Origin of the sequence: Neobacillus sp. SAB-20_R2A, from assembly GCF_049568635.1 — a bacterium.
In the GTDB taxonomy this organism is placed as follows: domain Bacteria; phylum Bacillota; class Bacilli; order Bacillales; family Cytobacillaceae; genus Neobacillus; species Neobacillus citreus.
Genome location: NZ_CP145895.1, coordinates 4,375,155 through 4,397,598, shown reverse-complemented (window position 1 = coordinate 4,397,598; position 22,444 = coordinate 4,375,155). Strand labels below are relative to the sequence as shown.

Below are 22,444 nucleotides of genomic sequence, written 5' to 3'. Positions count from 1 at the left end.
GAAGGAATAATGTAAATAATGGTTTCAGAATTAGTTTGTTACAAATGCTTGATAAGAGCAAGTTTCGCAGCCAGCAATCATATTTTCCTTTTCAATCAGGTCAACTGAATCAAACAGCGCTTCAAACATTCCCTTTAAAAATTCATGATGCATATTGCAGACAGCTTCGGTATGTTCTTCCGCTATTTCTTTGAATGGGCAATTGAAAATCGAGAAATAAATTTTCGTTTCATCCCCATTTGCTTCAAATTCCGGATAGAAGCCTGCCAGCGTGGCTGCATTTTTTAATATGCTTAGCTTTTCATCAAAATTTAATTCATCGCCAAGAGCTTTTTTTGCTTTTTCCTGTTCAATCACTTCAACCCCAAAACGCTTCCCTGTTAAATAAAGTGCATCTCTTCCAGCCTCGCCAAGGGAAATCATCGTTTGAATGGCCACTTTTGATAAAAGCATATAATCGCGGAATGGGAAGTGGAGCTGGATTACATCCTCTGACAAACGATATAATCTGCTTGGCCGTCCGCCTTTCCCTGTTTTCTTTGTTTCCGAAACCAGCATGTTCACATCTTCGAGCTTAGAAAGATGCAATCTCGCCACATTCGGGTGGATGTTGAAATTATCCGCGATCTCCTGAACGGTTACTTCCTTGTGGCGTTTCGTAATGTATTGATAAATGTAATATCTAGTTGGATCTGACAACACGTTAGTAATTTTTAACGTTTGTTCCATCTCGTTTCACCTCGGACCCCCATGATTTATTCCATTATAATACAGCGATACTAAAGTGGGAATGAGGTTAACAAGGTAAACACTATATGTTTAGAAAATGTTCACAATTATTGACGATAAATTGTAACAAAATTAGAAATATACTCCTTTTCTTTACAAAAAAACTTTTTTAAAATAAAGAAGGAAGGGTAAGAAGACTGTCGAAATATCAGAAAAGAAAATTTAAAGGCGGTGATTCCCATTGTTAGTTCAATTGAAATGTTAGCTGACAGAATTATTCGTGACGCTGCAAGAAACCAAGCAACTGACATTCACATAATTCCCAGGCAGAATGACACACTCGTTCAAATCCGGTTAACCAACAAACTCATTCCTCGATTATCCCTTCCAAAAGATGAATGCGACAAATTGATCTCCCATTTTAAATTTAAAGCGAATATGGATATCGGCGAAAGAAGACGTCCGCAAAGCGGTGCAATTTTTTGTGAGGTTAACGGACAATTAATGGGGCTTAGGCTATCTACCCTGCCATCCAATACACGCGAAAGCCTTGTCATCAGGCTATTACCCCAGAAGGAGCAAATCCCTTTTCATCAGCTTTCCTTATTCCCGGCAATGACCAGAAAACTTCTAGCTTTATTAAAACATGCTCACGGTTTAATCATTTTTACCGGGCCGACTGGCTCAGGGAAAACAACTACCTTATATTCCCTTTTAAATGAAACCGCCCACCTATTCCATCGCAATGTTATTACACTCGAAGACCCGATTGAAAAAAATTACGATTCCGTTCTGCAGGTACAAGTGAATGAAAAAGCTGGTGTCACTTATGCGGCCGGCCTCAAAGCGATTTTAAGGCATGATCCGGACATCATAATGGTCGGGGAAATCAGGGACGCAGAAACAGCTAGGATTGCTGTACGCGCAGCCTTAACCGGGCATTTAGTACTCAGCACGATGCACACTAGAGATGCGAAGGGAGCGGTGTTCCGCCTGCACGAATTTGGAGTGAATTGGCTGGAGGTTGAACAGACATTAATTGCGGTGACTGCTCAAAGACTTGTTGAATTAACCTGTCCGTTTTGCGAGGGTGAATGCACTCCATTTTGTTATTCGTATGGAAGGTGGAAGAGGGCGAGTGTGTTTGAGCTTTTGGCGGGGAAAAATTTGAATAGCGCCATGAAAGCTGCAAAGGGAGAGAAGGTTGAAACCAGTTATCGGACAATCCGGGATGTCATTAAAAAGGGGATTGCCTTAGGATTTATTCAGGAATCTGAATACGACAGGCTGGTTTATGATGAAGAATCATAAATGGTCTGTAACTGAGCAAGCCAACTTCTTAAAACAAATTGGCGAGCTGTTGGCACGGGGATATCCAATTGCCGAAGCAATTGATTCCATAGCATTGTACTTGCCTCAGAAGAGAAAGGAGGAGTTATATCAATCATTAACAGTTTTAAAAAACGGGCTGCCGTTTCATGAGGTCCTTGAAAGGCTTGGCTTTCACAAGGATTTAACCGGTTTTGTTTACTTTGCTGAGCAGCATGGGAGTTTTGCCGAAGCGCTGCTTGAGGGCAGCCGTCTCGCATTGTTAAAGGAGAAGGATCTGCATAAGCTTTTAAAATTGCTTCAATATCCAGTATTGCTGCTTTTTATTACCGGGATTCTCTTCGTTTTTTTAGAGAATACATTGCTGCCAAGGTTTACAGAACTTTTTTCATCGCTTGGTTTGGAGGAGAATTTTTTTTCAAAGGTCATCTATGCTTTCGATGAAATTTTCCCAATCGTCATTGGTGCTTTGCTTGCATTCTTATTGGCAACAGCAATTTATTATTATTTTATCTTCCGAAACTATCCCATTTTAAAGCAGCGAATGCTGCTCGTGCGTCTGCCCTTTATCGGCAGAATCCTCAAATTGCTGTTTACTCATTATTTCTCCATTCAATTAAGCTTCCTTTTATCTGGCGGAATTTCAGTTTCAGAGAGCTTGGGTCTCTTTGAGGAAAACAAAAGACAGCCTTTTTACAGTGAACTTGGTAAAGAAATTAAGGCCAAGCTTGTAACGGGCGAAAAATTAGAAACCATATTTGCTTCGATGATTTTTTTTGACAAGGGTTTTCCGATGATTATTAAACACGGCCAGGAAAATGGCAAATTGGAACAGGAATTGCTCTTTTTCAGCAAGCATTGTGTGATGAACCTGGAAGTACTAATTGAAAAAAGCCTAAGGACGATTCAGCCCATTCTTTATCTGTTTATCGGTTTATTAGTTGTTTCCATGTATTTAGCGATCCTTTTACCCATGTTTCATATGCTTGATGGAATTTAATAAAAAAATGGAGGTTTAGGAAAATGAAAAATATTAAAAGAGATAAACAGGCTGGTTTCACACTGATTGAAATGATGATTGTTATGCTCGTGATTTCTGTAATTTTAATTATTACAATTCCTAACGTCGCTAAACATAACGCAAATATAAAGACTAAGGGCTGTGAAGGCTTTCAGAAAATGGTCGAGGCTCAGGTACAAGCCTATGAAATGGAAAAAGATGAACCAGCAACAATGGAAAAACTAATAAGTGCAGGATATATAAATAAAGATGCCAAGGGCTGCCCAGGAAAAGAAGTTGTGATAGGGTCGGATGGTTCTGTTACGTTAGAAGAAGCCATCGATACAAAAACTGCATCTGATACCACCACTAACCAATGAAACATAACGAGCAAGGCTTCACTTTAGCCGAGTCATTAGTAGTCCTATCCATTTTCATGATTTTGTCTTCGGTAACCGTTTTTTCGTTAAAACCACAGCATACGATGGTCGAGGATGAAGCCTTATTAACCCAATTAAAAGCGGATTTATTTTATGCCCAGTCCTATGCGATGTCCCACCAGCAGGAAGTGTCGGTCGTCATTTTGCCTAACGAATCAAAATACTCGCTTGTTTTGCGCTCTGACCAGCCGCATCTGCTCGACAGAACTTACTCCTCAAGTTTTCATATCATCGAAGGTTCGATGCCCTTATATTTCAAATTTCAGCCTGATGGAAATGTAAATAAATTTGGTTCTTTCTTCATAGAAACTGAGAAGAAGACTTATCGAATGACCATTTTAATTGGAAAAGGCCGGTTTTATGTTACAGAACAATAAAGGGTTCTTTTTATTAGAATTACTGTTGTCCTTATCGGCTATGTTTTTGATTTGTTTGGTTTTCATTCCGTCGGTCACGGATTTAAGAAAGCAATCCGTAAATTTGCAGATTGAGAAAAAGATGAGGCAGATCATGTATGAGGAACTGGAGGCAAAATTAATTGATAATCGGACATTTGCCAATTATACATTGGTACAAAATGAGATTGGTTATCAAATTACTTGGAAGGACTCCTTCGGGCAAAAGGAGGTTTGCGTTAAAGTTGAAAAAACGCCCTTACATTTGGAAAATGAAATCTGTGGCAGTCTCGAATGAAAAAGGTTTTACGCTCATTGAGGTAATGTTTTCGTTGGTAATTCTTTCAATTATTGTTTTTTATATGACACCTCTCTTTCAACTTATTCTTGACAATAAGGAGAATCAAGCTAGTATTCAGGCAATGGAATGGGAGGTTTTCTGCAGCCAAATAAAAAAAGAAATCCGCTGGTCGACCAAGGCAGAGGTAGTTTCCAATCGGCTGATCCTAACAAAAGACGGAGAAACCATTTATTATGAAATTTACGGCAGCAATTTAAGAAGACGGGTTAACTCGACGGGGCATGAAATTATCCTGCAGAATGTTTCACAGCATTCGTTTGCTTTGGTGAATAATGCCGTAAAGGTAACGGTAAAGGATTTAAAAGGAATAGAGTATTCTGTTACCGCCTATTCTTTAATTGATTGGAATAAGAGCACATGAAAAATAGCCAAAAAGGCTTCACTTATCCCCTTACATTATGTCTGTTGATCATTTTTCTGCTGTTTTTTTCAATGGAGGTGGAAAAGCTTCTGTCGGAGAGAAAGCTAGCGCACGAATCAACCGTTATTTTGCAGGAAGAGTATTATTTCTTGTCATCGGTAAAAAAATTTGAAACTCAGGCTCAGGTGTCAGGAACAATCCCGTCTAAAGGAACGTTTGGGTATCAGAAGGGGAATATGGATTTTCTCGCCGATCCCCCGTCGGGATATGTCCAAAGAGTTTCCTTTACACTCAGGCTTCAGTCGGGAGAATTGGTAAACGGGAAAGGATATTTTGACACGAGGTCAAAAAAGCTAATGAAATGGATTACTTATTGATTTGAAAGGATAAACCTTGGACATACTTGTAATGTAAGTTAAAGGCAGGTGTGTACATGAAAACGAATGATTATGTAAAATATATGACACAAACAATTGTCAAATATGCGGACCAGCCGAAAGACGAACGAAAACGTCAGCGCCTCGAGCGAAAACAGACCAAAGCATCCTTCTGGTATCGCTGGTTTGGCATCCTTCCCTATATTGTGTATTCAGAGGTTAAGAGACGGAAAATGAAAGACAGTGGACTTTAAAAGTAACCCCCAAGCATAATTTCACGGCTTGGGGGGTTCTTTTTATATTGCTTTTTCTGTTAAGTAAAACAGCCCGCCATTGATAAAGGAAATGTGAATTCGCGGCTCATATTGATCCTTGAGAGCCTGTTTTTCTGTCTCATAGCTTTCGTTTTCATCTTCAATGTCCTCGTAAAAATGATTCAGCAGTTCTAAATCCTTCTCCCAGCGTATCTTTGCTTCATCGGCCCAGGTATGGTCATCATTTTCAATGACTGATTTTAAATAATTTTCAATTCTAACCATTCCGCTTTTGGGTTTAACCAGTGGTGATAATGTAAACGAGTAATCAGGGATTTTCGGCGTTAACGAAATTTTAAGCAGGTAATTATGAAAATCCTCCACCATTTTCCCGTTAATAAGCTGAAGGCCGATTGATTTAAAAATATCGCGTTTACGGTCACATTGATAGGAGATTTTTACATTCATGCACAGCCATGGCAGCAAGGGAGTCTGGACGGCGGAGTTGCCGTGATTTTCATAAAGCCTTATATATCTGGCTAAATTTTTTGTAGACTCAAAAATTTGATGCAGGCGGGGCGAACCAAAGTGGATGGTTTCCCCCTTGAGATTTTCAGGTGCTGCCTTTTGGTTGGTGATGAGGGTCAATCTCATTGGATTTGGTATTCCGCCAGTTTTCTCTAAATAATGCCAGTAAAAGGGCCGATTCATTAGTTCCTTATCCATTTCAATTGTTAGTTGGACATCTAAGTATCCAGGGTGATTAGTGACAATGGGACATTCATTTGCCATAAAATAATTTAAAAGAAACTTATGAATTTCCTGCTGCTGCATGTGATTCTCCTTTTTTCATATTTTGTGCAAATTCAATCATTGAAGATAAATTCTCCATTTTAATCCGCATTTCCCCTTCAGAGCAGGAGTCGCCAAAGATATCCATTATATGATCTTCAATATTTCCGAATTCTAGTTTTGTTAGAATATCATCAAGTTCTCCGATGACTCTTTCAAATAAATCAATCTTTTCGTATAAAAGCTTTAAAATATGCTCTTCCACCGTATCTTTGATGGCAAAATTATAAATCATGACATCTTTTTCCTGACCGAGGCGGTGAATCCTTCCGATTCGCTGCTCCAGTCTCATCGGGTTCCACGGCAGATCAAAATTGATAATGTGGTTGCAAAATTGTAGGTTAATCCCTTCCCCGCCCGCTTCAGTGGCAATCAGCACCTGGGCGTGCTTTTGGAACAACTCGCGCATCCAGTCCTTTTTCCCGCGCTTGAAACCGCCGCGGAAAGGAACGGAGGAAATTCCGTGCTGCTTTAAGTACCACTGTAAATATAATTGGGTAGCCCGGTATTCCGTAAAAATAATCACTTTATCATTTATTTTCTGAATTAATTCAAGGGCTTTTACTGCCTTGGAATTTTGCTCGACGGTCTCGACCTTTTTAATTAAAAAGTTGATTTGTTCTTGATAGGCCTGGGTTGGGTTTTCCTTTTTAAGAAGCATGTTTTTTAAGGTATAGAAAACGGCCTCGCGGCTTGAGCATGCTTCACGCTGCAAAGTCATCACAGAAAAACTGCTCGTTTGAACCCAGTCTCCCTCATTTTTAAGCTCTAAGATGGAGTCATACAGGTCGCGTTCCGATTTTGTAAATTCAATCGGAATCGTCTCCACATGCCGTTTCGTCCATTCGATTCCTGTATCGGCACGGCGGTTGCGGATCATGACTTTATTGACTAGCTCTTTTAGATGCTGGTCATCATTTAAGGAACGGGAATCACGTTTATATTTTTCGTAAAAGACAGTTTCATTCCCTAAGTGACCAGGCTTTAATAGGGATACGAGGTTAAAAATCTCCTCAATCCTGTTTTGAATAGGCGTTGCCGTCAGCAATAAACAAAACTTCTTTTTTAAGTTTTGAACAAATTCGTAGTTTTTGGTTTTATTATTTTTTAATTTATGGGCTTCATCGATAATGATGAGGTCATAATCTTGCTTGTAAATGATCTCCCGATGCGGATTTCGTTTCGCTGTATCGATGGAGGAAACAACGACATCACATTGTTCCCAAACATAGCTTTTTCTTTGAGTGACAGCTGGTATATAAAATTTGCTATTTAATTCCTGTGCCCACTGGGTGACTAAGGAGGCGGGAACAAGGATTAACACTTTTTTCACTAATCCGCGAATCATGTATTCTTTTAAAATTAACCCCGCCTCGATAGTCTTTCCGAGACCCACTTCATCCGCAAGGATGGCCTTTCCGTTCATGTTTTCAACCACCTGCTTGGCTGTTTCAAGCTGATGAGGGAGAGGCGTCAAATTTGGCAGATGCTTTGGGGCCTGCAGGCCTTCGAATTCCGGGACCACCAAGTGTTTTTCAATATCGATGGCCAATTTAAAAAGCTCCCAATTCCCCCAAGGTCCATCATGATCAATTTTATGTAAAAAATCATCCTGCCAGGAGGAATCAAATTCCATTTCGACATTCATCCGTTTCAGCTCCTTTTTTTCGATAAATTGTTATTGCCCGATATGTTGTTTTAATGGTAGGATGATAATAGCTTTGAAAGTTTCAAATATTTAAATAAGGTAATCTATTTTTTAAGTATAATTAGTATGACCAAATTGGAAAAAAATATTATAAGTGCGAATGAAAACAAGGGGAGAGACTACTTTTTGTAGCGCCGAAGGAGCAAGCAGCTTATGTGAATCTCTCAGGCAAAAGAACTCTTGTTGGACGCAGCTCTGGAGAGTGCTGGATGATACCAGCCACCAAAGGGGACAGCCGATTTAGGTAAACTTTCAGGTGCAAGGACAGAGACCTTCTTTATTGGTAAAGGGAGGTTTCTGTCCTTTTTTGCACCTTTTTGTTGTTTTTAGGAAAATGGCAAGGAGTTTTCCTATTTTTGTTAATTGGCAATAATTCATTTTTACAAATAATGAACATGTAGTAAATGAAGGGGGATTTATGATGACGGAATTAAAACGCACTCCGCTGTTCGAAGTTTACAAGGAATACGGCGGAAAAACCATCGATTTTGGCGGCTGGGAGTTGCCTGTCCAGTTTTCAAGCATCAAGGATGAGCATGAAGCTGTCCGCACGAAAGCCGGTTTATTCGATGTATCCCATATGGGCGAAGTTGAGGTAAAGGGCCCAGACAGCCTTAACTATTTACAAAAATTGATGACAAATGACATTTCAAAAGTGAAAGACGGCGGTGCACAATATACTGCGATGTGCTATGAAAACGGCGGAACTATTGACGACCTGCTTGTTTACAAGGTTGAAGATAATCACTATTTACTTGTTGTCAACGCATCGAATATTGAAAAGGACTACAACTGGCTGGAGAAGCATCTTGTAGGCGATGTTACAATCGAAAACTTGTCTGAAACAATGGCACAGCTTGCGCTTCAAGGCCCTCTTGCTGAAAAGGTATTACAGAAGCTTGCTTCAGAGACGGATTTAAGTCAAATTGGCTTTTTCAAATTCCAGCAGGAAGTTGTTTTAAATGGGAAAAAAGCACTTGTATCTAGAACTGGTTATACAGGGGAAGACGGCTTTGAAGTATATTGTGATGCCGGTGATGTCGTCGAACTTTGGACTGCCATTCTGGAAGCCGGAAAAGACGAGGGAGTTATTCCTTGCGGCCTAGGTGCACGCGACACACTTCGTTTTGAAGCAAACTTAGCGCTTTACGGCCAGGAATTATCACCGGAAATCTCCCCGCTTGAGGCAGGAATTGGCTTTGCGGTGAAATTGAATAAAGAGGCTGATTTTATTGGAAAAGAAGCTCTCGTGAAGCAAAAGGAAGCAGGTTTGTCCCGGAAGCTTGTTGGGGTTGAGATGGTTGACCGGGGAATTCCGCGACACGGCTATCCAGTTTACAAAGGGGAAGCGCTAATTGGTGAAGTTACCACCGGTACACAGTCCCCAACCTTAAAGAAAAACATCGGTCTTGCCCTCATTTCTTCCGAACATGCAGGACTCGATACCGAAGTGGAAGTTGAAATTCGCGGCAAACGTTTAAAAGCGAAAGTGGTTCCTACACCTTTTTATAAAAGAGAAAAGAAATAGCAGAAGGGAGCAAGGTTTATGAAACATCGCTATTTACCCATGACTGAACAAGATAAGCAGGCAATGCTGGAGACAATTGGCGTTTCCACTGTCGATGAACTATTCAGTGATATTCCTGAAAAAGTACGATTTAAAGGTGAATACAATATTAAACCGGCAAAATCAGAAACAGCTTTGATGAAAGAACTTTTTCAGTTAGCAAGCCGGAATGCTGATTTAAAATCGAATGTGTCTTTCTTAGGTGCCGGAGTTTATGACCACTATATGCCGGTTATCGTTGACCATGTCATTTCAAGATCAGAGTTCTACACAGCCTATACACCTTACCAACCGGAGATCTCCCAAGGGGAACTGCAGGCGATTTTTGAATTCCAAACAATGATTTGTGAATTAACAGGAATGGATGTGGCTAACTCCTCGATGTATGACGGCGGTACCGCACTTGCTGAAGCAGCAATGCTAAGTGCTGGTCACACTAAACGGAAAACCATCCTGGTTTCCGGTGCTGTTCACCCTGAATCCCGTGAGGTTTTGGAAACTTACGCAAAGGGTCAATACCTTGATGTGATTGAGGTTCCTGTGAAGGATGGCATTACTGATGTTGACGCCCTAAAAGGATTGCTAAATGCTGACGTAGCCGCAGTTGTCGTTCAATATCCAAACTTTTTAGGTCGAATTGAACCATTAAAAGAGCTTGAAGAGATTATTCACGAAAATAAAGCAATGTTTGTTGTTTCCAGCAATCCATTATCACTTGGAATTTTGACACCTCCAGGAAAATTTGGTGCAGATATTGTTGTCGGCGATGCCCAGCCGTTCGGAATCCCGACTGCCTTTGGAGGTCCGCACTGTGGCTATTTTGCGGTTACGACAAAGCTAATGCGTAAAGTTCCCGGCCGTCTTGTCGGCCAGACAACAGATGACCAAGGCCGCCGCGGTTTTGTTTTAACACTGCAGGCACGTGAGCAGCATATCCGCCGCGATAAGGCGACTTCTAATATTTGCTCCAACCAAGCCTTAAATGCCCTTGCTGCATCTGTTGCGATGACTGCCCTTGGAAAAAAAGGTGTCCGCGAAATCGCAACAGCCAATTTACAAAAGGCTCATTATGCGAAAATCGCTTTTAAAGAAGCAGGGCTTGAAGTAGTTAATGATGGTCACTCCTTTAACGAGTTTGTTGTCAATTTAAATAAACCGGTAAAAGAGGTTAATCAGCAGCTGCTCCAAAAAGGAATCATTGGCGGTTATGATTTGGGCCGTGACTATCCTGAGCTTGCAGGCCATATGCTGATCTGCGTAACAGAGCAAAGAACGAAGGAAGAGATTGATACATTAGTGAAAGAATTGGGGGATTTGCATGCATAATCAAGACCAGAAGCTGATTTTTGAAGTGAGTACACCAGGCCGGGTCGGATACAGCCTTCCGGAAATGGATGTTCCTGAAGCAGATGTTGCTGCGCTCCTTCCAGAAGGATATTTAAGGGAAGAGGAGCCCCTGCTCCCTGAAGTTTCAGAACTGGATATCATGCGCCATTATACGTCCCTCTCCAGACGGAATCACGGTGTAGACTCCGGTTTTTATCCATTAGGGTCTTGTACGATGAAATACAATCCTAAGATTAATGAGAATGTAGCCCGCTACAACGGGTTTGCGCATATTCACCCGCTCCAGGATGAAAGTTCCGTTCAAGGTGCGCTTGAGCTTTTATATGACCTTCAGCAGCATTTAAAAGAAATTACCGGTATGGATGAAGTGACCTTACAGCCGGCAGCAGGTGCCCACGGGGAATGGACCGGATTGATGATGATTCGCGCATACCATGAAGCAAATGGCGACCTAAAACGGACCAAAGTTATCATACCTGACTCCGCTCATGGTACAAACCCAGCTTCTGCAACAGTTGCAGGACTTGAGACGGTTACAGTAAAGTCGAATGAAAATGGTCTTGTAGACTTAGAAGACTTAAGAAGAGTGGTGGGAGAAGATACAGCTGCGTTAATGTTGACGAACCCGAATACACTTGGCCTTTTTGAAGAACATATTGTCGAAATTGCTGAAATCGTCCACGAAGCTGGCGGTAAGGTTTATTACGACGGGGCGAATCTAAACGCAGTTCTATCAAAAGCCCGCCCGGGTGATATGGGCTTTGACGTAGTTCACTTGAATCTTCACAAAACGTTTACTGGCCCGCACGGAGGCGGCGGTCCTGGTTCCGGTCCTGTCGGTGTGAAATCAGATTTAATTCCGTTCCTGCCAAGACCGGTTATTGCCAAACGAGGCGACGAATATGTCCTAGATTATGATCGTCCACAATCAATTGGCCGCGTTAAGCCATACTACGGAAACTTTGGCATTAACGTCCGCGCCTATACCTATATTCGGTCTATGGGGCCAGACGGCTTAAAAGCAGTGACTGAATATGCTGTTTTAAATGCTAACTATATGATGAGAAGATTGGCGGAGTATTATGATCTGCCGTTTGACAGACATTGTAAGCATGAGTTTGTATTAAGCGGAAGACGCCAGAAGAAATTGGGCGTCCGCACATTGGATATTGCGAAGCGACTGCTTGATTTCGGCTTCCATCCACCAACCATTTACTTCCCATTAAATGTGGAAGAATGTATCATGATTGAGCCGACAGAAACAGAATCTAAGGAAACGTTAGATTCCTTTATCGACATCATGATCCAAATCGCCAAGGAAGCCGAGGAAAATCCGGAAATCGTCCAGGAGGCTCCGCACACAACCGTGGTAGGCCGCTTAGATGAAACGACAGCTGCGCGTAAGCCGGTCTTACGATATCAGAATGCATAAAAAGATTAACAGGCTCTGGATTGCTCCGGAGCCTGCTTTTTTAGCTTTTATATCAAATCGCCAATAGACTGTTGTGATTTTTCATAAAAATCAATATAAAAGGCCCCAGAAAGGTTCTGGAGCCCATTAATGACGATTATTTTTTAGCTTTCACTTTACCAGACCACTTTTTGAACCCGCCTTGAAGCTGGGTTAGATCCTTGTAGCCTTTTTTGTGTAAAAATTGTGCTGCACGAGCACTGCGCATGCCGCTTTGGCAATATAAATAAACAGGCATGTCCGGTCTGATTTCTTTCATGCGCATTCTAATTTGTGACATTGGAATATTACGTGCTCCTAAAATATGTCCGCCTTCAAATTCATTTGGTTCACGAACATCAATCAGCTGAGCCTTTCTGTATCCTGCACGGAATTCCTCTTCTGTTACTGTTTTTACAATCCTTTTTTGATAAAAAAAAGTAAAAACAGAGTAGATGATAACCGCTACGACAATGATTAATAAAACATAAAGTGAATTCAACTTCTATTTGCCCCCTTCAAGCTTGTTGCACTAGTATTTATTATATAAGTCATTTTCTTAAAGATAAAGAAGAATGGACAAAAATCTTCTTAAAAAATTATACCAAAAACATCTCATTTTGAAATTCCCCCTCATTTTGATAGACTAGTAAAAGGAAATTATAAATAAAAGAGGTTTTTCTATGGAAAAAGAAATATGGCGGTTTATCGATTCTGGCAATAGTTCTCCTGCTTTTAACATGGCATTGGATGAAGCCTTGTTAGATTGGCACAGCGAAGGAAAGATTCCACCGGTGATCCGATTTTACGGCTGGAACCCGCCGACGCTGTCCGTTGGTTACTTTCAAAAGGTTGAAAAAGAAATTGATATGGAAGCGGTAAAAACACACAGGCTTGGCTTTGTCAGAAGACCAACTGGAGGCAGAGGGGTTCTCCATGAGCATGAACTGACATACAGCGTCATTGTTTCAGAGGAGCATCCAGCAATGCCCAAAACAGTTACTGAAGCTTATCGTGTAATTTCTGAAGGGATTTTAAAAGGATTTCATCAACTGGGACTAGAAGCATATTTTGCTGTTCCGAAAACAGCAGAGGAACGGGATGCCTTAAAAAATCCTAGGTCCGCGGTTTGCTTTGATGCCCCCAGCTGGTATGAGTTGGTGGTGGAAGGGCGCAAGGTCGCAGGAAGTGCTCAAACACGGCAGAAGGGTGTCATTCTCCAGCATGGCTCGATTCTTTTAGATCTGGATGAAGACAAGCTTTTTAGCTTATTCAAATACCCAAATGACCGGGTGAAGGAGCGGATGAAAAAAGCATTCAAGGATAAGGCTGTTGCCATTAATGCGATTAGTCCGCGAAGGATTACTCTCGATGAGGCCAAGGAAGCTTTTTATAAAGGATTCGCAGAAGGTTTAAATATTGAGCTTGAATCCTATCAGTTGACAGATGAAGAGCTTGCCTATGTTAATAAGCTCGCAAAAGAACGGTATGAAAATGATGAGTGGAATTTTAAGAGATGACTTGCTAAAGCGGCTTTGCCGCTTTTTTCCTATTTCATTGGAGGCAACCGGCGAAAATTGTTAAAATTTCTCGTTTTATAGCGAAAATTGCACTATATCTTTTATTTTCTCGTGAATCTATTTATTTTAAAGTTTGACAAAATAATTGTTTTTTGCATGACATACAATATATAGGGGTGTCGAAAATATTTTCGGTACTATATATTGATTTTTTGTTGCCATGCTATGTTCAGATATGGTAACTTAAATTTATTAAATCAACTAGATAAGCAAAAGCTTACTAGATTCTTACACAAGATAGAGAATATATAGATAAAGGAGTTGTATTCATGTCTGTAGTTTTTAGACAAGAATTGAATATTGATTTTGGGAGGTTGAATGAGGATATCCGCCTATTTCCACAGGTGCACCCGGTCACCCCAGATATGAAAATAACTCACAAGGGTGTTTCGCGTTTAGTCATGTTAGACCGCTACACCTTCAAAGATACTGAAAAAATCACCCTCACAAATGGCGACTTTGTTGTTCTTACGATTAAAGAAGATCCAAAATTCCCGGCACGCGGCCTAGGATACATTCAGGAAATCGATTGGGAGAAGAAGAAAGCTAAGGTTTTAGTAGAAGAGGAATTTAGAGGTGTCCTCGATGGTGAAGCAGCAGAAACTGGAGTTATTTATAGTTCGCTGGATGTCATTGAGAAGCCGTTAGAGCTTTTCTATGAGCAGATTGCTAAACGTGTTGCGACTGGCATTGCTGCTGTAGAAGAGACGGAAGAGAAGCGCATCGAATGGACAGAAAAGTTCTATCAAGAGCTAGTAAGCTTGAACTTCATTCCGGCCGGCCGTGTGCTTTATGGCGCGGGCTCTGGCACTGAGGTAACTTATTTCAACTGCTATGTAATGCCGTTCGTAGCAGATTCCCGTGAAGGAATCTCCGACCACCGCAAGCAGGTAATGGAAATCATGAGCCGCGGTGGCGGTGTTGGAACCAATGGTTCGACATTACGGCCAAGAAACACTTTGGCAAGAGGTGTAAACGGCAAATCGTCTGGTTCGGTTTCTTGGTTAGATGATATTGCGAAGTTGACTCATTTGGTCGAACAGGGGGGCTCGCGCAGGGGCGCCCAGATGATCATGCTGGCGGACTGGCATCCTGACATCATTGAATTCATTATTTCTAAGATGCAAAATCCTAGAATCCTTAGATTCTTAATTGAAAATACATCTGATGAAACAATCAAAAAGCTTGCTAAAGAAAAGTTGAAATTTAAACCATTCACTCTTCAAGAAGAAGCGATGTACCAAGGAATTGTAAATTATAAGAACATTCCTGGTTATGGTGGTTTCAGCGAATCAATTATTGCAGATGCTGAGGAAAAACTCGCAACTGGCGGTACTTATTCAGTTCATAATCCAGAGTTCCTCACTGGGGCAAATATCTCTGTTTGTTTAACAAAAGAATTTATGGAAGCTGTTGAAAACGATGGTGAATATGAACTTCGTTTCCCTTACGTAGAAAACTACGACCAAGAGGAAATGAAAATCTATAATGAAAAATGGCATGAAGTTGGAGATGTTCGTGAGTGGGAAAGACTGGGTCACAAAGTTCGCGTCTACAAAAAAATTAAGGCAAAAGAACTTTGGAACTTGGTTAACATTTGTGCGACTTACTCTGCAGAACCTGGTATCTTCTTCATTGATAATGCAAATGACATGACAAATGCGAAAGCATATGGTCAGCAGGTAGTAGCAACGAATCCATGTGGTGAGCAGCCACTCGCACCATTTTCTGTCTGTAACCTTGCTGCAGTAAACCTTGCAGAAATGGCGGATAAAGAAACTAAAACAGTAGACTTTGAAAAATTGAGAAATACAGTAGCAGTTGGCGTCCGCATGCAGGATAACGTCATCAATGCTACCCCATACTTCTTAGAAGAAAACAAAAAGCAAGCTCTCGGTGAACGCCGCGTCGGTCTTGGTGTAATGGGTCTGCACGACCTGCTTATCTACTGCGAGACTGAGTACGGTTCGCCTGAAGGAAATAAGCTGGTCGATCAAGTTTTTGAAACAATTGCAACTACAGCTTACAAAGAATCTGTTGAATTGGCGAAAGAGAAGGGAAGCTTCCCATTCTTAACTGGTGAAACACTTGAGGAAACAAACCGCTTGCGCCAAGCATTCATTAATACCGGATTTATGAAGAAAATGCCTGAAGAAATCCGTGAATCTATTGTGGAAAACGGAATAAGGAATTCACATTTACTAACTGTTGCTCCAACGGGTTCCACTGGTACCATGGTTGGCGTTTCAACTGGATTAGAGCCTTATTTCTCATTCTCATATTTCCGCAGCGGACGCCTTGGTAAATTTATTGAAGTAAAAGCAGACATCGTTCAAGAGTATTTAGACCGTAACCCAGAAGCAGATTCAAATAACCTGCCAAACTGGTTTGTGACTGCAATGAATCTTGCTCCTGAGGCACACGCAGATGTCCAATGTGTCATCCAGCGCTGGATTGACAGTTCCATCAGTAAAACAGTTAATGCACCAAAAGGATACAGCGTTGAGCAGGTTGAAAAGGTATACGAGCGTTTATACCGCGGCGGTGCAAAAGGTGGTACTGTCTATGTAGACGGTTCACGCGATTCTCAGGTTTTAACATTGAAAGCTGAAGAAAACACAAATGAACAATTATCTATCTTTGAAAAAGAAGAAAAGCAGCATGTAGTCTTAGTCGAAACCATCACTGATCTTCGTTCAACGGATGTAACGATTGGTTCTGAAGTCGGCAACACATGCCCGGTATGCCGTAAAGGAAAAGTTAAGGAAATCGGCGGTTGTAATACATGTACTAACTGTGGTGCACAGTTAAAGTGTGGACTTTAATAGTTAAAAAGGGATGGAGAGTAATTTCTCCATTCTTTTTTATTTGAATAAGAATATATCGACATAACTTTGTGATCGAATTGTAATTTCCTTTTTGTTAAAAGTAAAATATTCCTATATTTTCACCCCAACTAACGCCATCTTCAAACGAAAAAGGCAAATTAAATTTGACCGTTTCATGACACATAAAAAACTACATACGGTCTTTATATTGTTTTGCTAGATTAAAAACATAAACAAAGCAACAGCAGCATATGTGGACATTTTGTGAAACCCAAACAAAGTACTTTACATAGGGTAGGGGGGTATAGTAATCTAAAATTAGATATCAAAAATAGCAAATACATTTTTGAAAGGATGATTAACATGGAAAAAGTAACATTAAACGTAAAAGGAATGTCTTGTGGACATTGTGTAAAGGCGGTTGAAGGAAGCGTTGGGACCCTGGATGGTGTCACTGCCGTTAAGGTGAATTTAGACGCAGCAAAGGTTGATGTCGAGTTCAACCCGCAAACCGTCAGCCTCGATCAAATCAAAGAAACAATCGATGATCAAGGCTATGATGTAGTTTAAAAAGATAATTTCAACTCACTATATGAGGAGTTGACTTACTATGAGTCAAACTATAAAAGAAACAAGCCTGCAAATTTCCGGTATGACCTGTGCAGCCTGTGCGGCCAGAATTGAAAAGGGTCTGAAAAAACTAACCGGAGTAGAAACAGCAACTGTCAATCTTGCATTAGAAAAATCGGCAATTAAGTACGATCCTTCCCAAATAAAACTGGAAGAAATCGAACAGAAGATTAAAGATTTAGGCTATGATGTCGTAACCGAAAAAGTGGAATTTGATATTACAGGAATGACTTGTGCAGCCTGCTCGGCACGGATTGAAAAGGGCTTAAATAAGCTAGAGGGCATCACAAAGGCAAACGTTAACCTGGCACTTGAAAAAGCAACTGTAGAATACAACGGTTCCGCCCTGACAACTGCAGACATCATAAAAAAGGTTGAAAATCTTGGCTACGGGGCAAGACTCAAAGAGGAAACAAAAGATCAAGTAGACCATCGCCAAAAGGAAATCGAAAAGCAATCAAAAAAATTTATCTTCTCGGCAATTTTGTCTTTTCCGCTTTTATGGGCAATGGCAGGGCATTTTTCGTTTACATCTTTTATTTGGGTACCGGATATGTTTATGAATCCATGGTTTCAACTGCTCCTCGCTACACCGGTTCAATTCTTAATTGGCGGCCAGTTTTACATCGGTGCCTATAAAGCCTTAAAAAATAAAAGTGCCAACATGGATGTACTTGTTGCCTTAGGTACATCGGCAGCTTACTTTTACAGTTTATATTTGTCGATCACCACGATTGGCAAAGGTGTTCATATGGTGGAACTCTATTATGAAACCAGTGCTGTTTTAATCACCTTAATCATATTAGGCAAGCTTTTTGAGGCAAGAGCAAAGGGACGATCCTCAGAGGCAATCAAAAAATTGATGGGGCTCCAAGCCAAAACGGCTACTGTAAACCGCGATGGCCGCGAAATGGAAATCCCGATTGAAGAAGTCATTGTCGGCGATATCCTTTACATCAAGCCAGGCGAAAAAATTCCTGTTGACGGCAGAATTGTAGAGGGCCAATCTGCTATCGATGAGTCAATGCTGACCGGTGAAAGTGTTCCGGTTGATAAAAAAATTGGCGATGAAGTCATCGGAGCCACGCTGAACAAAAATGGTTTTCTAAAAGTTGAAGCAACAAAGGTTGGCCGGGATACCGCTTTAGCACAAATTATTAAAGTGGTTGAAGAGGCGCAGGGCTCCAAAGCCCCTATCCAACGGCTTGCCGACAAAATATCCGGAGTTTTTGTTCCAGTTGTCGTGACCATTGCTGTAATAACCTTTATGATTTGGTATTTGTGGGTAGAACCCGGTAATTTCGCTGAAAGCTTAGAAAAAATGATTGCTGTATTAGTGATTGCCTGTCCGTGTGCTTTAGGATTAGCGACACCTACCTCAATCATGGCCGGTTCCGGTCGTTCCGCTGAATATGGAATTCTTTTTAAAGGCGGCGAACATTTGGAAATGACCCACCGCATCACAACGGTGGTTTTGGATAAAACGGGTACAGTAACAAATGGGACACCAGTGTTAACTGATGTCCGCCACACCAATTCAATTACTGAGGAAGAATTTTTAAGCTTGGTTGGTTCGGCTGAAAAGCAATCAGAACATCCGCTTGCCCAGGCCATTGTGCAGGGAATTAAAGACAAGGGTGTATTATTAAAGGAGCCAACCGATTTTGAAGCCATCCCCGGTTTTGGAATAAAAGCGTCAATGGAAGGAAAGCAATTAATAATTGGTACAAGAAAGCTTATGACGAAATTTAATGTGGAAATAGAAGCTGTACTTCCTCAAATGGAGGAACTCGAAAGAGCCGGGAAAACTGCAATGTTAGCGGCTATCGACGGGCAATATGCAGGAATTGTGGCGGTCGCAGATACAATTAAAGCAACCTCCAAAACAGCCATCAGCCGCCTCAAAAAGATGGGTCTTGAGGTTATCATGATTACTGGTGATAATCAGCAGACAGCAAAGGCCATAGCAGGCCAAGCAGGAATTGACACCATCATCGCGGAGGTTTTGCCTGAAGGAAAAGCAGCAGAAATTAAAAAGCTGCAAGCGGAAGGCAAGAAAGTGGCAATGGTCGGGGACGGCATTAATGATGCACCTGCTCTCGCCGTGGCAGATATTGGAATGGCCATTGGGACAGGCACCGATGTCGCCATGGAAGCGGCTGATATCACCCTCATTCGCGGTGACTTAAACAGCATTGCAGATGCTATCTTCATGAGCAAAAAAACAATCACAAACATAAAGCAGAACTTATTCTGGGCGATGGCCTACAATTCCTTGGGCATTCCGATTGCAGCCCTTGGGTTCCTAGCTCCTTGGCTAGCTGGGGCAGCAATGGCGTTCAGTTCGGTGTCTGTTGTCCTGAACGCACTTAGATTACAAAAAGTTAAACTATAAATTTCTAAAAGGCTGACACACAATTGTCAGCCTTTTCCTGCGTTTTCACCATTGCCAGCAAGTATACTTTACTTATCAAAACAGTAATCAGGTGATTTCAAATGAACCAAATTTTATTGATTGAGGATGAACGAAGCGTATCAGATGTAATCAAAGCTTATTTAGAGAAGATCGGCTACAAAGTCTACTGTGCTGGCAATGGATCAAAAGGATTGGAAATCTTTAAATCAGCGAATATAGACCTTGTTATTCTCGACCTGATGCTCCCCGATATGGCTGGAGAGGATGTTTGCAAAATGATGCGGCAAACATCAGATGTCCATATTTTTATGCTGACAGCAAAAGGTTCTCTAAATGACCGTGTTGAAGGATTAAATATTGGCGCCGATGAATATCTAGTTAAACCCTTCAGTCCAAGGGAATTGACAGCAAGGGTCAATGCTCTTTTCCGCAGATTAAACGGCACAAACTCATCAGTCTGGATGATTTTTGATGATGGGAACTTATCCATTCATTTTGAAAAAAGGCTAGTTACCGTGAGGGGAAAAGAAATCCCGTTCACACCGAATGAATTTGATATTCTCTGGGCATTAGCGGCTAGTAAGGGCAAGGTATTATCAAGAGAGCAGCTAATTGGGAAGGTATATGGTGAAAATTTTGATGGCTTTGATCGGACTATTGATGTCCATATCAAGAATATCCGCAAGAAAATTGAAATGGATACGAGAAACCCAAAATATATTATCACAGTCCTGAAAGCAGGCTATAAATTTGGCGGTGAGCTAAAATGCATTCCATTAGCCGCAGATTAAGTTTATTTTTTATTGCTTGCACCATTGCCTCTATCCTGCTTGTGACATTGACTGTAAATCTTACAGTTACCAATAAATTTAATCAATACATGATGGACATTCAAAACAAGAGGTACGAAAGAATTATTGCCTATTTTGAAGATGCCTATAAAAAAGATGGCAGATTAACAGAAAACACCGGAGTTGAACTCATGCATGAGGCCTATATGGGCAATTATTGCATTACGTTAAGGGACCAGCATGAGCAAACGATTTGGGGAATGGACCCGAAGGAAATCCAAAACCAATTAAACATGGGGACAATGCCAGTCCAGCAAAAAGGAGTCTATACCACAAAGACATTTAAGCTTAATGAGGAAGATAAAGTAGTCGGCTATGTGGATATCGGCCAGTATTCTTCTGTCCTCCTAACGGAGGAAGATCAAAACTTTAAATCGTCCATAAATAAAAGCATAATTGCCAGCGGACTGTTGACCCTCCTCATCATAACTGGTTTAAGTCTCTATTTTTCGAAGCAATTTTCGAGTCCTATTAAGGAAGTGGCCAAGCTTTCTGTTGACTTGTCCAAGGGGAATTTTAACAGTAAATCCGTTGTGAAAAGCAACATTCACGAGCTAGAGGACTTGCGAAAAAGTGTAAACATATTGGCTGGTAAATTACAGTTTCAGGATATGCTCAGACAGAGATTAATCTCAGATATTTCACATGAAATAAGGACACCGTTAAATGTCCTGCAAAACAATCTAGAAGCCATGATTGACGGGGTATATCCAGTTACGCAAGAAAAGCTTCATTATCTAAATGAGGAGGTAATCAGGTTTGGCAGGCTGATTAACAACTTAAATGTCTTAAAGGAATTTGAGTCTGAAAGCACCAAGCTGAGTTATGAAATCATCGAACTTGAACAATTGCTTTTGGAGCTTTGTCGTGATTTTCATGCACCTTCTGAAAAGAAAAAACTTAAAATCGATCTCGCCATCCAACCGGATAAAAAGTTTTCAATTACCGGAGACAAAGATAAAATCAAGCAGGTATTTGTTAACCTGCTGGCAAATGCCATTAAATTCACTACTGCAGGCGGCAGGATTCTTGTCCAATTATATGAAAAGAATGATGATATTACTGTGGAAGTAGTTGATACTGGCATTGGTATTAACAAAGAGGACCTCCCTTTTATTTTCGAAAGATTGTACAGGGGAGATAAAAGCAGGCAGGAAATTGAGGGAAATGGAATTGGCCTGACCATTGTTAAAAACATTTTACAACTGCACGATGCCTCCATCGAAGCAGAGAGTGAAGAAGGAATAGGCAGTAAATTTACCATCTGTTTTCCGAACATAAAAAAGCCTTAAGCGCCCAAATAGGGTCTTAAGGCTCTTTTAGCTAATAAGAAAGTATAAATTCAACTACGCCTCTGTCATCGTCCTTACGGACTCGCCAATCGGCGAGTTTTCATTTAACAATTAAGCTCTTGATACGTAAGTACCTTCAGCTGTGTTGATGATCAAGCGGTCACCTTGGTTAATGAAGAAAGGAACCTGAACAACAAGACCGGTTTCCATCGTAGCCGGCTTGGAGCCGCCTGATGCAGTGTCACCTTTAATGCCAGGCTCAGTTTCAGTTACTTCAAGTTCAACCGTGTTTGGCAGTTCAACTCCAAGTGTTTCGGTCTGGAACATCATGATATGAACTTCCATGTTTTCCTTTAAAAACTTTAATTCATATTCAATGCTTGCAGCAGGCAGTTCAACCTGCTCGTAGGAATCCATGTCCATAAACACGTGTTGGTCGCCGCTTGCATACAGATACTGCATTTTACGGTTATCAATTTGTGCTTTTTCTACTTTTTCGCCAGCACGGAATGTTTTTTCCTGCATGGCTCCGGTACGCAGGTTACGCAATTTGGAGCGGACAAACGCTGCTCCTTTACCAGGTTTTACGTGCTGGAAGTCCATGACGCGCCATAAGCCGCCATCCACTTCAATGGTTAATCCAGTACGGAAGTCGTTAACAGAAATCATTGGCAAAT

The 22,444-nt window shown here is 41.1% G+C and carries 22 protein-coding genes and 2 riboswitches; of the genes, 17 read left to right on the top strand and 5 right to left on the bottom strand.

Annotated elements, in window-relative coordinates:
- Positions 1-30: 30 nt before the first annotated feature.
- Positions 31-729 carry a helix-turn-helix transcriptional regulator gene (locus V5M37_RS21545; protein WP_213144859.1) on the bottom strand — a complete coding sequence of 233 codons (699 nt, stop codon included), beginning with the start codon at positions 727-729 and terminating at the stop codon, positions 31-33.
- A 258-nt stretch (positions 730-987) separates the two neighbouring features.
- Between V5M37_RS21545 and comGA the strand changes: the two genes are divergently transcribed.
- Genes comGA through V5M37_RS21505 form a run of 8 tightly spaced genes read left to right on the top strand, consistent with a single transcriptional unit; the run spans position 988 to position 5,246 of the window.
- Entirely contained in the window at positions 988-2,040 is a 1,053-nt protein-coding gene (comGA, locus tag V5M37_RS21540) for a competence type IV pilus ATPase ComGA (RefSeq protein WP_423802661.1), read from the top strand.
- Entirely contained in the window at positions 2,027-3,058 is a 1,032-nt protein-coding gene (comGB, locus tag V5M37_RS21535; protein WP_423799083.1) for a competence type IV pilus assembly protein ComGB, read from the top strand. The genes comGA and comGB overlap by 14 nt, the downstream gene beginning before the upstream one ends.
- Before the next feature lie 23 nt (positions 3,059-3,081).
- Positions 3,082-3,438 (top strand): competence type IV pilus major pilin ComGC, encoded by a 357-nt coding sequence (gene comGC / locus V5M37_RS21530; protein WP_423799082.1) that lies wholly within the window; start codon positions 3,082-3,084, stop codon positions 3,436-3,438.
- Positions 3,435-3,875, top strand: a complete 441-nt coding sequence (gene comGD, locus V5M37_RS21525; RefSeq protein WP_423799081.1) for a competence type IV pilus minor pilin ComGD — start codon at positions 3,435-3,437, stop codon at positions 3,873-3,875. Before comGC ends, comGD begins: the two co-directional genes overlap by 4 nt.
- Entirely contained in the window at positions 3,859-4,191 is a 333-nt protein-coding gene (comGE, locus tag V5M37_RS21520) for a competence type IV pilus minor pilin ComGE (protein ID WP_241113857.1), read from the top strand. The genes comGD and comGE overlap by 17 nt, the downstream gene beginning before the upstream one ends.
- Entirely contained in the window at positions 4,139-4,615 is a 477-nt protein-coding gene (gene comGF, locus V5M37_RS21515; protein WP_423799080.1) for a competence type IV pilus minor pilin ComGF, read from the top strand. Before comGE ends, comGF begins: the two co-directional genes overlap by 53 nt.
- Entirely contained in the window at positions 4,612-4,992 is a 381-nt protein-coding gene (gene comGG / locus V5M37_RS21510; protein WP_423799079.1) for a competence type IV pilus minor pilin ComGG, read from the top strand. Before comGF ends, comGG begins: the two co-directional genes overlap by 4 nt.
- 56 nt (positions 4,993-5,048) lie before the next feature.
- On the top strand, positions 5,049-5,246 hold the full coding sequence (locus V5M37_RS21505) for a YqzE family protein (protein WP_213120191.1): 198 nt from the start codon (positions 5,049-5,051) through the stop codon (positions 5,244-5,246).
- A 42-nt stretch (positions 5,247-5,288) separates the two neighbouring features.
- On the opposite strand, the gene V5M37_RS21500 is transcribed toward V5M37_RS21505, so the two are convergent.
- Positions 5,289-6,080, bottom strand: a complete 792-nt coding sequence (locus V5M37_RS21500; RefSeq protein ID WP_423799078.1) for a YqhG family protein — start codon at positions 6,078-6,080, stop codon at positions 5,289-5,291.
- Positions 6,058-7,746 (bottom strand): DEAD/DEAH box helicase, encoded by a 1,689-nt coding sequence (locus V5M37_RS21495; protein WP_213144865.1) that lies wholly within the window; start codon positions 7,744-7,746, stop codon positions 6,058-6,060. The genes V5M37_RS21500 and V5M37_RS21495 overlap by 23 nt, the downstream gene beginning before the upstream one ends.
- Positions 7,747-7,906: 160 nt before the next feature.
- Positions 7,907-7,996: riboswitch (glycine riboswitch) on the top strand.
- Positions 7,997-7,999: 3 nt separating this feature from the next.
- A riboswitch (glycine riboswitch) is annotated at positions 8,000-8,076 on the top strand.
- A 151-nt stretch (positions 8,077-8,227) separates the two neighbouring features.
- Here V5M37_RS21495 and gcvT point away from each other — a divergent pair.
- The 3 genes from gcvT to gcvPB are packed head-to-tail and all read left to right on the top strand — an operon-like array spanning position 8,228 to position 12,152.
- A complete protein-coding gene (gene gcvT, locus V5M37_RS21490) occupies positions 8,228-9,334 on the top strand; it encodes a glycine cleavage system aminomethyltransferase GcvT (RefSeq protein WP_423799077.1) in 1,107 nt (368 codons plus the stop codon).
- Positions 9,335-9,352: 18 nt separating this feature from the next.
- Positions 9,353-10,699, top strand: coding sequence for an aminomethyl-transferring glycine dehydrogenase subunit GcvPA (gcvPA, locus tag V5M37_RS21485; protein WP_423799076.1), 1,347 nt, complete (start codon positions 9,353-9,355; stop codon positions 10,697-10,699).
- Positions 10,692-12,152 (top strand): aminomethyl-transferring glycine dehydrogenase subunit GcvPB, encoded by a 1,461-nt coding sequence (gcvPB, locus tag V5M37_RS21480; RefSeq protein ID WP_423799075.1) that lies wholly within the window; start codon positions 10,692-10,694, stop codon positions 12,150-12,152. Before gcvPA ends, gcvPB begins: the two co-directional genes overlap by 8 nt.
- 136 nt (positions 12,153-12,288) lie before the next feature.
- Here the strand turns inward: gcvPB and V5M37_RS21475 are convergent, their stop codons facing one another.
- On the bottom strand, positions 12,289-12,672 hold the full coding sequence (locus V5M37_RS21475) for a rhodanese-like domain-containing protein (protein ID WP_213144868.1): 384 nt from the start codon (positions 12,670-12,672) through the stop codon (positions 12,289-12,291).
- Between the two features lie 181 nt (positions 12,673-12,853).
- Here V5M37_RS21475 and V5M37_RS21470 point away from each other — a divergent pair, with 181 nt between their 5' ends.
- The 6 genes from V5M37_RS21470 to V5M37_RS21445 all read left to right on the top strand — a co-directional run bounded on the left by V5M37_RS21470 (position 12,854) and on the right by V5M37_RS21445 (position 21,767).
- Complete coding sequence (locus V5M37_RS21470; RefSeq protein ID WP_423799074.1) at positions 12,854-13,690, top strand: lipoate--protein ligase family protein; 837 nt, start codon at positions 12,854-12,856, stop codon at positions 13,688-13,690.
- 329 nt (positions 13,691-14,019) lie between these two features.
- On the top strand, positions 14,020-16,575 hold the full coding sequence (locus tag V5M37_RS21465; RefSeq protein WP_423799073.1) for a vitamin B12-dependent ribonucleotide reductase: 2,556 nt from the start codon (positions 14,020-14,022) through the stop codon (positions 16,573-16,575).
- A gap of 366 nt (positions 16,576-16,941) precedes the next feature.
- Positions 16,942-17,148 (top strand): copper chaperone CopZ, encoded by a 207-nt coding sequence (gene copZ / locus V5M37_RS21460; RefSeq protein ID WP_423799072.1) that lies wholly within the window; start codon positions 16,942-16,944, stop codon positions 17,146-17,148.
- A 40-nt stretch (positions 17,149-17,188) separates the two neighbouring features.
- Positions 17,189-19,603, top strand: a complete 2,415-nt coding sequence (locus V5M37_RS21455) for a heavy metal translocating P-type ATPase (RefSeq protein WP_423799071.1) — start codon at positions 17,189-17,191, stop codon at positions 19,601-19,603.
- Positions 19,604-19,704: 101 nt separating this feature from the next.
- The gene (locus V5M37_RS21450) at positions 19,705-20,415 is read left to right on the top strand and encodes a response regulator transcription factor (RefSeq protein WP_423799070.1); all 711 of its coding nucleotides are present in this window, start codon (positions 19,705-19,707) and stop codon (positions 20,413-20,415) included.
- Positions 20,391-21,767: a sensor histidine kinase gene (locus V5M37_RS21445; protein WP_423799069.1), complete on the top strand. Its 1,377-nt coding sequence runs from the start codon at positions 20,391-20,393 to the stop codon at positions 21,765-21,767. The genes V5M37_RS21450 and V5M37_RS21445 overlap by 25 nt, the downstream gene beginning before the upstream one ends.
- A 111-nt stretch (positions 21,768-21,878) precedes the next feature.
- On the opposite strand, the gene efp is transcribed toward V5M37_RS21445, so the two are convergent.
- Positions 21,879-22,436, bottom strand: a complete 558-nt coding sequence (gene efp, locus V5M37_RS21440) for an elongation factor P (RefSeq protein WP_213144875.1) — start codon at positions 22,434-22,436, stop codon at positions 21,879-21,881.
- Between the last annotated feature and the right edge of the window lie 8 nt (positions 22,437-22,444).